Below are 12056 nucleotides of genomic sequence, written 5' to 3'. Positions count from 1 at the left end.
GGCAGGAAACCAGTTCGGCAACGTATGGTTACCTCCACGCGCTTCAGGGCGCCGGTCATAATTCCTGCCATTGCTAGGCCGCTGATGATCGAACCGAAACCTCTCCCATCTCGCCAAATCCACCGGCTGGCCAGCCTGGCACGGTGGTCGCTGAGACTGGTGCTGGGCCTGTGGCTGATATTGGCCCTCATCTGGGGGGTGCTCCAGTTCTGGATTGTGCCGCGAATCAACGAGTGGCGCCCCGAGCTGGAATCCCTGGCCTCACGCAGTCTGGGTATACCCGTCACCATTGGTGCGCTGGCTGCGCACAAGGATGGCCTGATGCCGTCTTTCGAGCTCGGTGATGTGGTGCTGCACGATCCTGACAGCCAGAGCCCCGCCCTGCATCTGCCCAAGGTGGTGGTGGCAGTCTCCGCACGTTCGCTGATGACCCTGGGGGTGGAGCAGATATATATCGAATCCCCGGAGCTGACCCTGCGTCGCAATGCCGAGGGCGTGGTCTCTGTGGCGGGCATTGCCTTGACGGATAAGCCTGACGACGGCTCAGACGGCAATGCCGACTGGGTTTTTTCACAGCCTGAAATTGCCATCCGGCACGGTCGCCTGCAATGGGTGGACGAAATGCTGGCCGCGCCGCCCCTGGCCTTGAACGAGGTGGATCTGGTGCTGCGCAAAAAGGGCTGGTCGCATTCGCTGCGGCTGGATGCCACACCGCCCCAGGACTGGGGGCAGCGCTTTACGGTGATGGGCCATTTCAAACAGCCGCTGCTGTCGGTGCACGCAGGACGGGTGGACCGCTGGAGTGGCCGGGCCTTTTTTGACTTTACGCATGTTGACCTGTCCCAGCTGACCCAATACCTGCCCCCGCAAAGCTGGAAGCTGCAGCAGGGCAAGGGGGCTGTGCGCGCCTGGGTAGATGTGGAGCGTGGCCAGCCTGTAAGCGCGGTGGCCGATGTGGCGGTGCAGGCATTTGCCATGCAGTGGAAGGACCGGCCTGAGCCGCTGGCGCTGCAGGAGCTGAAAGGGCGGCTGCGCGGCAGCCGGCGCGATGGCTATGCGTTTTCCGTGCAGGGGCTGGAATTCACCGCCAGCGACGGCCTGCACTGGCCGCGAGGGGATTTTCGCCTGAGCTATTTCCCCACTGGCGCGCAGGAACAGGGCCGCAGCGGCGAGCATGGTGAACTGCAGGCCGATGGGCTGGACCTGGGCATTGCCGCCCAGCTGGCGCAGCGCCTGCCTTTGCCGCCGCCCGTGCTGAAACAGCTGCAGGCGCTGCAGCCCGGTGGCCAGCTCAAGCAGGTCAGGTTCTCCTGGCGTGGGCCGCTGGAGCAGCTGGAGAGCTACAAGGCATCGGGCCAGCTGCAGCAGCTGAGCCTGCGCTCCCAGCCGTCGGAAGAGGGGCCGCACAGCATAGGCGTGCCAGGGGTTCAGGGGCTGAGCGGCAGTTTCAAGCTGGATCAGGACAAGGGAGAGGCCACGTTGATCAAGGCCGCTGAGGTGCAGCGCGCCATGATGAGCTTCCCCGGCGTGTTCGAGGAGCCGGATGTGCCGCTGGACCTGCTGGACGCCAATGTGCGCTGGCAGGTGGAGAAAAAAGGCCAGAGCATCAAGGTGCAGGTGCCCAGACTGCGCTTTGCCAACGAGGACACGGCAGGCCAGGCGCAGGCCAGCTGGCAGACGGGTGCTGGCACAGCGGCGCAGCCCCATTTTCCGGGGCTGCTGGATTTGCAGGGCCAGCTCAGCCGTGCCAATGGCGCGCGCATTCACCGTTATCTGGCCAAGGACCTGGGGCCGGATGCGCTGCGCTATGTGCGCGAGTCCATCACCTCGGGGCAGGCCAGTGCGGTGAACTTCCGCGTCAAGGGCGAGCTGGACCACGTACCGTTTGAAAAGCCCGGACAGGGCGAATTCCACATTAGCGCGCAGGTGCACGATGTGAACTACCAGTTTGTGCCTGACTACCTGCTCAGCGCCGGTGAAAAGCCCTGGCCGCCCTTGACGCGCCTGTCTGGCGAGCTGGTGTTTGACCGCAACTCCATGACGGTGCGCAAGGCCAAGGGCTTTCTGGGTCATACCCCCATCGTGGTGGAAGAGGCGCAGGCAGGCGTGGCCGACTGGAATCAGACCAATGTGGAAGTTTCCGCCCAGGCCCATGGCCCTCTCAACGAAATACTGAAAGTGGTGCAAACCTCCGCCCTGTCTGCGCTGACTGCTCATGTTTTGGATAGCAGTAAAGCCACGGGCGAGGCTCGGCTCAAGCTTCATCTGCATCTGCCCACGCTGCACATGGATCGCAGCAAGGTGCAGGGTGAAGTCACGCTGGCGGGCAACAGCCTGCAGCTCATGCCCGAAGTGCCGCTGCTGAGCAACGCGCGTGGCAGCGTGCATTTTTCCGAAGGCGGTTTTCAGCTGCAGAACGTGCAGGCCAGGGCGCTGGGCGGCGATATTCGCGTAGAGGGTGGCATGAAGGCGGGCCCCGACCCTGTGTTGATTCGTGTTGACGGTGTGGCCACCGCCCAGGGCCTGCGTGATGCCAGAGAGCTGGAGGGTCTGCCCCTGCTGGCCCAGCACCTGCAGGGCCAGGCGCGCTATGGGCTGCAGATCAAGGTGCAGCACGATGTGCCAGAGATTCATCTGCAATCCGACCTGCAGGGCATGAGCGTGCAGCTTCCAGCCCCGCTGGGCAAAGCGGCGGATGTGGCACTGCCTCTGCGTATCAGTCGCACCGTGGCTACAGGCGCCAAGCCACAGATTGATGCTATCAATTTTCAGTTAGGTGGCGCGGCCACAGCCTTGCTGGAGCGTGATATCAGCGGCGCCAGCGCGCGCCTGCTGCGCGGCCAGATTCATGTGGGCGATGTGGGGGCAGCCCCTGTCTTGCCCGCATCGGGGCTGCAGGCCCGTGTGCAACTGCCGGTGCTGGATCTGGATGCATGGGCCAGCTTGCTGCCGGATGGCCCGGAGCCTGAACCAGCGGCCAGCGGCAATGCTGCGGCCAGCTCGTCATGGACCGAATGGCTGCCTCAGCAGCTGACGTTGAAGGCAGCCGAGGTCAAGCGCCATGGCCGAACCCTGCACGATGTGAGCATGCAGCTCAACCGGGCGGGCAAGGTCTGGACAAACCAGCTGCAGGCGCGTGAGCTGGCGGGCCGTATTGACTATCACGAAGCATCGCCTCAAGAGCCTGGCGGCTTGGTGGTTGCCAAGCTTTCACGGCTGACCGTGCCCGATGGCCCCGACAACGGCCTGGACAACGCCACGGCTTCCCCGGACAGCTCGGTGCGGGAGCTGCCCGCGCTGCAGATCAGCGTGGAGAACTTCCAGCTGGGCAAGCGCTCTCTGGGCAGTGTGGATGTGCAGGCGCGCAACCGCTGGCTGACGGCCGGGCCGGGTCTGCGTGAGTGGGAGCTGTCTCGCTTCAATATCACCACGCCTGAGGCCGTGCTCACAGCCAAGGGCGCGTGGAGCATCAGCTCTGCCGACCACAAGCACCCAGGCCAGACACAGCTGCAGTTTCAGCTGAATCTGCGTGATGTGGGCAAGCTGCTGGACCGTTTCGAGATGCCTGGCGTCGTGGCCAATGGCCGGGGCAGCATGCAGGGTGACATCAGCTGGACAGGCTCGCCGGTGACGCCGGATTTCAAGACGCTGAGCGGCGCATTGCATCTGGATGTGCAAAAAGGCCAGTTTCTGAAGGCAGAGCCGGGTCTGGCCAAGCTGCTGGGCGTGCTCAGCCTGCAGTCGCTGCCCAGACGTCTGACGCTGGACTTCCGCGATGTGTTCAGCAACGGCTTCTCGTTTGACTTCATGCGGGGGGACGTGGCCATCAGCCGGGGCGTTGCCCGGACCAACAATATGCAGATGAAGGGCGTGAATGCCGCCGTGCTGATGGAGGGCTCTGCCGACATCGACAAGGAAACCCAGGACCTGCATGTGGTGGTGGTGCCCGAGATCAATGCGCTGTCGGCCTCGCTGGTGGCCACGGCCATCAACCCGCTGGTGGGTTTGAGCAGCTTTCTGGCCCAGGTGCTGCTGCGTGGCCCGCTGATTGCTGCCACCACCAAGGAATTTCATCTGCATGGCAGCTGGGAAGACCCGCAGGTTACCGAGCTGCCGCGCCGCAAAACGCCGAAGGACGCCAGCAGCGGCAAGGCCGCAGGGGATGGACCTGCCGCTGCTGAGCCTGCTGCGACTCCTGCACCGGCCGCCCCCAAGGAGGAAACACCATGAAGATTGCTGCCCTGCAAATGGTTTCGGGTTTGCAGCCCGAGGCCAATCTGGCCCAGGCCCGTCAACTGATGGAGCAGGCCGCCCGTCTGGGGGCCGAACTGGTGGTGCTGCCCGAATATTTCTGCGCCATGGGCGCCAGAGACACCGACAAGATCGCCTATCGCGAGGCCTATGGCAGCGGCCCCATTCAGGATTTCATGCGCCAAGCCGCCAGAGAACTGCAGCTATGGGTGGTGGCTGGCACCTTGCCGCTGCAGGCTGATGATGCGCAGCATGTGCTCAACACCAGTCTGGTCTATTCCCCGCAGGGCGAGTGCGTGGCGCGCTACGACAAGATTCATCTGTTTTGCTTCGACAACGGGCGCGAGCATTACGCAGAGTCGGATGTGGTGCAGGCAGGCACGCAGCCCGTGGTCTGCGATGTACAGGCCCAAAATGGCGAAACCTGGCGTCTGGGCTTGAGTGTCTGCTATGACCTTCGCTTTCCCGAGCTGTACCGGCAGCTCAGCGCCAAGGGGGCGGATCTGCTTTTGGTGCCCAGCGCCTTTACCTACACCACGGGGCAGGCGCACTGGGAGGTGCTACTGCGGGCGCGGGCCATTGAAAACCAGGCTTATGTGCTTGCCCCCGGGCAGGGCGGTGTTCATGAAAATGGCCGCAGAACCTGGGGCCATAGCCTGCTGATAGACCCCTGGGGAGAGGTGCTGGCGCTGCAGGCCAGCGGCATGGGTGTGGTGCTGGGAGACCTCAATCGTGAACGGATGTATCAAGTGCGGCAACAATTGCCTGCTCTGACTCATCGCGTGCTGTGAACCCCTCTTCCGAAACCCATTCTTCCTCAGACCTGCTTGAGCGACATCCCGCCCGCTGGCCCTGGCGCCGCTGGCGTCTGGCTTGGCGGCGCTGGTCGCTATGGACGGTGCTGGTGGCGCTGGTCGTCAGCATGCTGGTCACCATGGTGTGGCTGGCAGGCCGCTATGAGGCTTCGCAGGTTCAGGAAAAGCTGGAGCGAGACACGGCCAATGCCGTGGGGGATGTGCGTGCGGCGCTGAGCCGCAATCTGCAGGATTTGCTGGCGCTGCAGGCGCAGGGCGATGGCGCTGGCGTCTGGCGCCAGCACGCTGCAGAGCTGCTGCAGCAGCGCCGCGAACTGATGCGCGTTGAGTGGCGCGGCATGGATATGCGCTTGAAGGCACATGCGGAAACGCCTTATCGCACCGTTCCCTGGGAGGATGAAAAAAACGGCACGGATCTGCATTCGGCCGAGGTGCTGACCTGTACCCAGGCGCGCCGCGTCAACGGCCCCAGCTATTCGCCCAGCCGCTTTCAGCTGCTGGGCGACGGGCTGGGCACCGAGACCATGCTGGTGTGCATGCCGCTGACGGAAAACGGCCATGTCACCGGCTATCTGCTGGGCACTTACAGCCTGCACGGCATTCTGGTCAACCACGTGGGCAAGGCGTTGCCGCGCACGCAGGAGGTCTCGTTTACCGAGCCTGATGGCACGCGCCTTGCGCTGGTGGGCGCAGCCTGGCGTGGCTCGCGTATGTTCACCGCCCAGCAGTTGCTGGACTTGCCGGGCAATACGCTGGTGCTGCGCATGGACAGCTGGCACCACGCGCCCAGCGTCTTCCCCAATGTGATGACTGCGCTGGTAACGGCCATGTCGATTGCGCTGATGTCGGTGCTGGTGGTGCTGGTGCGCGATAACCGCCGCCGCCTGAGCGCCGAGCGCGATCTGGGCGATGCACTGGCGTTTCGCAAAGCCATGGAGGATTCTCTGGTCACCGGCATGCGCGCGCGTGATCTGCAGGGCCGCATCACCTATGTGAACCCGGCGTTTTGCAATATGGTGGGTTTTTCCGCCGACGAGCTTCTGGGGCTGAACGTGGCGCCTTACTGGCCGCCGGAGCTGGCGGAGGAATACACCCAGCGCCGTGACAGCCGCCTGTCTGGCGCATCGCCACCGCCCCGGCAAGGGCATGAGAGCGTCTTCATGCGCAAGGATGGCTCACGTTTCCCGGTGCTGATTTTCGAAGCCCCGCTGATCAATGCCCAGGGCATGCACACCGGCTGGATGAGCGCGTTCATCGACATCAGCGAGCAGCGCCGCATGGAAGAAGTCTCCCGCGCTTCGCAGGAGCGCCTGCAGGCCACAGCGCGCCTTGCAACGGTGGGCGAGATGGCCTCCATGCTCAGCCATGAGCTGACGCAGCCGCTGGTGGCCATTTCCAGCTACGCCACGGGCTCGCTCAATATGCTCAAGCATGATGCGGGTGCTGGCAGCGCAGAGCGCCAGCTCAAGGACCTGAGCATGGCCATGACGCGCATTGGCGATCAGGCCGAGAGGGCGGGCAGAGTCATCAAAAGCGTGCGCGACTTTGTGCGCAGGCGCGACAAATCACGCGAAGTGGTGGCTCCGGCCGAGCTGGTTGATGCCGTGATGCCACTGGTGCAATTGCAGGCGCACAAGCTGCGCGTCAAGGTGCAGGTAGAAGTCGCACAAGACCTGCCCGGCGTTCTGTGCGACCCGACCATGGTGGAGCAGGTGCTGCTCAATCTGGCGCGCAACGGAATGCAGGCCATGGACCAGCCCGATATCAAAGAGCGTGTATTAACCCTGAGCGTTCAGCGAGGGCAACAGGATCTGAGCGGCCAGCGTTGGGTAGAATTTTCCGTCATGGACTGTGGAGCAGGCATTTCCGAGGAAGTGGCCTTGCAGCTGTTCACTCCTTTTTTCACCACGCGCGCAGAAGGCATGGGCCTGGGCCTGAGTCTGTGCCGCACCGTGGTGGAGCAACATGGTGGTCACCTCGACTATCGCCCGCACCGCCCTTCGGGCACGCAATTCCTATTCACATTGCCTGCCCACAGGGAATCGAGGGAGAACTGAGTTTTCATGGAACCCGTAACCGACGCTACCGTCTATATCGTGGACGACGATGCCGATGTCCGAGAGGCCTTGGCATGGCTGCTGCGTTCACGCAGATTGCTGAGTGAGTGCTATAGCAGCGCAGAAGATTTCGAAGCCGCAGTCCTCAAGACGCCGCCAGTGGTGCGACGCCCCAGCTGCCTGTTGCTGGACATGCGCATGACGGGCATGAGCGGCCTGTCGCTGTTCAACCGCATGCTGGAGCGCGGCGAAATCGATGCCATTCCCGTGATCTTTTTGACGGGCCATGCCGACGTTCCCACGGCGGTGGACACGGTCAAGCGCGGTGCTTTCGACTTCTGCGAGAAACCGTTTTCGGACAATGTGCTGGTGGACCGCATCGAGCAGGCGCTGGAAAAATCAGCGCAGCATCTGGCCAGCGACCGTGCCCGCGAAGCCGTGCGCGGACGACTGGATGAGCTGACCGACCGTGAGAAAGACGTGATGCGGCTTGTGGTGGAGGGCGTGCCCAACAAGCTCATTGCCGATCAGCTCGACATCAGCGTGCGCACGGTGGAAGTGCACCGTGCCCGTGTGTTTGACAAGATGCAGGTCAAGTCGGCGGTGGAGCTGGCGAATCTTTTACGTACCCCCTGAGGCGCTGTCGCGCCTTCCCCCAAGGGGGGACGACGCCCTCGCCGCGAGGCGGCTCTTGCTTGGCGTCTCTGGCGGAAGAGACGGTGCATGGAGCTGTTGTATCCATCGCGGCGATGGGGTGTGCCAGTTTCAGACGCAAAAAAGCCTCGCGATGCGAGGCTTTTTGTTCAGGTCAGACCTGATTAACGAGCTTGCTGGGGAGCGCGCTCGCCCACGAAGATTTCCACGCGGCGGTTGCGGGCGCGGCCTTCGTTGGTGTCGTTGGAGGCCACGGGCTGGCGCGAGCCCATGCCCTGAACTTGCACGCGGGCACCGTTGACGCCACGGGCTGTCAGGTAGTTGCGGGTGGCTTCAGCGCGGCGCAGCGACAGGGGGTCGTTGATGGCGTCAGAGCCCGTGCTGTCGGTGTGACCGATGACGCGCACTTCTGCGTTGGGGTTGTTGCGCAGGCCTTCAGCGAAACGGTCCAGGATAGGAGCGAAGTTGGACTGAATGTCAGCCTTGCCGGTCGCGAAGGACACGTCGCTGGGGATGTCCAGCTTCAGCTGGTTGTCGGCAGTCTGGCTCACGCCCACGCCGGTACCCTGGGTAGCGGCCTCCATTTCACGCTTTTGCTTTTCCAGGTTCTGGGACCAGATGTAGGAGCCCAGGGCGCCCACGCCAGCGCCGATCAGGGCGCCAGAGCCTGCGTGACCGCCAGCGATGGCGCCGATGGCTGCACCGCCAAGGGCACCAATGCCTGCACCGGTGGCAGTGCGACGGGTGGTGTCGGACATGCCATCGGTTGTGGCACAGCCAGTGATCAACAGGGCAGAGGCCAGAGCGGCCGTCACAGCCATTTGCTTGCGCATAGAAAACTCCTTAGATGATTGCCCCAATCTTGGGGTCTGATAGCCGCGCTTTGATGTCAAAGCAGCAAGGCAGTGAGCGTACTGCGTCTGGAAGGGTAAAAAACGTAGGACGCACTCGTACAGCCTATTGCGGATGCAAAAGTTTGTCACTACAGCCAAGAGCGAACTGGCTTGTAGGGAGGGATCGATTGGCGCAATGGCAACAGAGGCGATGTCAATCTGTGTTTTCGTCTGTGGAGTGAGCCCTTGCGTTGGAAGGGATCTCACCCTTTTGACGGCCTGAGAACATGGTCCACCACACAATAGCGACCAGAATTGCCAATGCCAGCAATGCTTCAAGCAAAATCAGACCCATGAATGTCCATCTCCTGCGCCGCGCTTCGCTGGCGCTGATTGTCGGAACCCTGGTGGCTTGCACCACCACCAAGCAGCAAAACGATCCTTCTTCCGTGCCGGAGCTCAAGCCCCATGGCGGCGGGGCCGTTGTCCAGAAACCTCCGTTCACTGCCAATGTACCCACAAAGAGTCGCTGGGTGCCGGTGGACTGGGGGGATTTACCCGGTGTCTCCACCGATTCGCTCAACGAAGCCTGGAACGCCTGGATCAAGAACTGCGAGCGCCCCAGCACCGTATTTGCCAGCCTGTGCAGCGATGTGCGTCGCCTGAGCATTGCGGGCGAGGATGAGCAGCGCAGCTGGATGATGAGCCAGTTGCAGCCCTACCGCATCGAGGCGACCACGGGCAGCCCGGACGGCATGCTGACCTCGTACTACGAACCCATGTACGAGGCGCGCCGCGTGCAGGGCAATGGCTTCAATGTGCCGATTTATCAGACCCCCATGGGCTTTGGCAAACGCAAGCCCTGGTACACGCGCCAGCAGATCGACACCAATGCCGACGCGCAGGCCGCGCTGTCTGGCCGCGTGATTGCCTGGCTGCGTGACCCGGTGGACATGCTGGTGCTGCACATTCAGGGCTCGGGCCGCCTGATGCTGACTGAGGCCAATGGCACGCAGCGCATGATTCGTGTGGCCTTTGCAGGCACCAATGACCAGCCTTACAAGAGCGTGGGCAAGTGGCTGCTGGACCAGAACCTGGTGCGCGACGCGACCTGGCCCGGCATCAGCGCCTGGATTGCGGCCAACCCTGGCCGTGTGAACGAGATGCTGTGGAGCAACCCGCGCTATGTGTTCTTCAAGGAAGAGGAACTCAACGAGTTCGACGCACAGTTCGGCCCCAAGGGCGCGCAGGGCGTGGCGCTGACGCCCGGTCGCTCCATCGCCGTGGACCGCAACAGCATTCCCTACGGCACGCCTGTCTGGCTGTCCACCCCAGGCCCGACGATTGCGCTGAACCGCCTGGTGTTTGCGCAGGACACGGGCAGCGCCATTCTGGGCGCGGTGCGCGCTGACTATTTCATGGGCTGGGGCCCCGAGGCCGGTGATGTGGCGGGCCGCGTCAAGCAGCCGCTCAAGCTCTGGGCTTTCTGGCCCAAGGCTCTGGCGGGGTCGGCACCGCATCTGCGCTAATTTGCGCTCATCGAACTGCAAAAACAGGAGCTGCTAGCACTTGTTGTTCAAAGGTTTCAAGGTGATTCATGCCTGAAACCGTTAGCTGACAAGCGCAAGCGGCTCCTTCTATTTCAGACCGCATCCGTAAAAAAGCGCTGCACTGCGGGCGGCTCCTTGCCCTTGTGAAAGGCCAGCTTGCGGTCGCGCAGGGCCACGTCGTCGGCGGTCACTCGCTCAAAGCGGCGCAGGTGCTCGGTCCAGGACTCATCGGTAATCTGCTCCACAAAGCGCTCAGGGTGGCTCATGCTGTGCAGCAGCTTCCAGGACAGCGCGCCTTGGCGCAGGCGGCTGCGCCGGCTCAGCTGCATCAGCTCGCGGAATGCATCGGCCCGGGCCGGGTCGATTTCGTACTCGATGGTTACCACCACCCTGCCCTGTTCGGGCTGGCTGTGCGCAGGCGGCGGGAAGGCGCGTGAGGGGCTCAGGTCTTCTTCAATATCGCGGTCAGGGTTCAGACGCTGCACGATAACCAGCGCGGTCAGCCCGCTGATGGCGGCCACGGCCATGCTAATCTGCACCGTGGCAAGGCTGGCCAGCTTGCCCCAGATGGCTGCGCCAATGGCCGTGCTGCCCATGATGGACATCTGATAAATCGACATGCCGCGTGCCCGCACCCAGTTGGGCAGCGCCATCTGCGCGGCCACGCCCAGCGTGTTGGCCGTGGCCAGCAGGGCCACGCCAGACAGCATCATGCCCAGTACGGCAACGGCAATATGGGGGGCGAAGGCCACAGTGAGCGTGGCCAGGCTTTGCGCGGCGACGCCGGCCAGCACCGTGCGCTCGCCCGACAGCATCTGGCGTATGCGCGGCATCAGCATGGCGCCCAGAATCGCACCTGCGCCCATGGATGCCAGCAGCACTGTGAAGGTGCCTGCACTGCCGCTGGCGGCTGTGCCATGGTCCAGGCGCTGGGCTGTGAGTGGCAGCAGCGCCATGATGGAGGCGGCCTGCAGAAAGTAGCAGATGGTGCGCAGCAGCACGGCATGCATGCGCGGCGACTCTTTGATGAATTGCAGGCCCACGCGCATGGCCGAGCCCAGGCGCTCGCGGCCCAGCGGGTTGTCGGGTTGCTGGCGCTTCCAGCGCAGCAGCACAAAGCCCGAGATGATGGACAGCGCCGCATTCAGCACAAACACCCAGGCGCTGCCCAGGCTGGCAATGATGGCGCCCGCTACCAGCGGGCCGATGATGCGCGAGGCATTCATGGCCACGCCGTTGAGCGCCATGGCAAAGGGCAGATGGTGCTTGGGCACCAGCTCGGGAATCAGCGCCGAAAACACCGGCCAGCGCATGGCCAGACCGATGCCGTTGGCAAACACCAGGGCCAGCAGCAGATAGGGTGTGAGTTGGCCCGACAGCACCGCCAGGCACAGCAGCAGCGCCACGGCAGCCACCCAGAACTGGGTGACGATGAAATAGCGGCGACGATCCAGAATATCGGCCAGCGCTCCGCTGGGCAGGGCCAGCAGCATGACCGGCATGGTGGAGGCCGACTGCACCAGCGCCACCAGCACGGGCGATGTGGTCAGCGATGTCATCAGCCAGGCGGCTGCCACATCGTTCATCCACATGCAGATATTGGCCGCCATCCAGATCAGCCACAGCATGCGGAAAGTGGGTGTGGCCAGCGGCGTCCAGACGCCGGGCGTGGCCGATGCGGGCTGCGGCCCGCCGCTGCTCATACCGGAGGGGTCTTCCAGCAGCTTGCCCTCAGGGGCGAAACCCGGCTCTGAAACAGGAGAGGGGGCTGCGCGATCTGGGGGGTCTTCATGGGCCATAAGGCCCATTCTGGCGGAGGAACTTGATCTGACAAATACGTAGTTCCGCTGGCGGGGCGGGGCGCTGGCCCTGTGGTGCTGCGGAGTGCACTATCAA

Annotated in this window: 7 protein-coding genes; 5 read left to right on the top strand and 2 right to left on the bottom strand. The window is 63.5% G+C overall.

The annotated features are described in order from the left end of the window. Nucleotides 1-84 precede the first annotated feature (84 nt). The 4 genes from JDW18_RS22215 to JDW18_RS22200 all read left to right on the top strand — a co-directional run bounded on the left by JDW18_RS22215 (nt 85) and on the right by JDW18_RS22200 (nt 7759). Nucleotides 85-4230, top strand: a complete 4146-nt coding sequence (locus tag JDW18_RS22215) for a YhdP family protein (RefSeq protein WP_218241742.1) — start codon at nt 85-87, stop codon at nt 4228-4230. Then, complete coding sequence (locus tag JDW18_RS22210; protein ID WP_218241741.1) at nt 4227-5042, top strand: carbon-nitrogen hydrolase family protein; 816 nt, start codon at nt 4227-4229, stop codon at nt 5040-5042. The genes JDW18_RS22215 and JDW18_RS22210 overlap by 4 nt, the downstream gene beginning before the upstream one ends. 131 nt (nt 5043-5173) lie before the next feature. Continuing rightward, nucleotides 5174-7123: a two-component system sensor histidine kinase NtrB gene (locus JDW18_RS22205; RefSeq protein WP_246610587.1), complete on the top strand. Its 1950-nt coding sequence runs from the start codon at nt 5174-5176 to the stop codon at nt 7121-7123. A 6-nt stretch (nt 7124-7129) separates the two neighbouring features. After that, nucleotides 7130-7759 (top strand): response regulator transcription factor, encoded by a 630-nt coding sequence (locus JDW18_RS22200; RefSeq protein ID WP_218241740.1) that lies wholly within the window; start codon nt 7130-7132, stop codon nt 7757-7759. Nucleotides 7760-7941: 182 nt separating this feature from the next. On the opposite strand, the gene JDW18_RS22195 is transcribed toward JDW18_RS22200, so the two are convergent. Beyond that, the gene (locus JDW18_RS22195; protein WP_218241739.1) at nt 7942-8610 is read right to left on the bottom strand and encodes a YiaD family glycine zipper/OmpA-like lipoprotein; all 669 of its coding nucleotides are present in this window, start codon (nt 8608-8610) and stop codon (nt 7942-7944) included. 353 nt (nt 8611-8963) lie between these two features. Between JDW18_RS22195 and mltA the strand changes: the two genes are divergently transcribed. After that, nucleotides 8964-10139: a murein transglycosylase A gene (gene mltA / locus JDW18_RS22190; RefSeq protein ID WP_218241738.1), complete on the top strand. Its 1176-nt coding sequence runs from the start codon at nt 8964-8966 to the stop codon at nt 10137-10139. Between the two features lie 113 nt (nt 10140-10252). On the opposite strand, the gene JDW18_RS22185 is transcribed toward mltA, so the two are convergent. Then, nucleotides 10253-11959: an MFS transporter gene (locus JDW18_RS22185; RefSeq protein WP_218241737.1), complete on the bottom strand. Its 1707-nt coding sequence runs from the start codon at nt 11957-11959 to the stop codon at nt 10253-10255. Nucleotides 11960-12056: the final 97 nt, after the last annotated feature.

This window comes from Comamonas fluminis, from assembly GCF_019186805.1.
Lineage (GTDB): Bacteria > Pseudomonadota > Gammaproteobacteria > Burkholderiales > Burkholderiaceae_C > Comamonas > Comamonas fluminis.
Note: the sequence above shows the minus strand (reverse complement) of the source record. Positions and strands in the feature narration are given on the sequence as shown.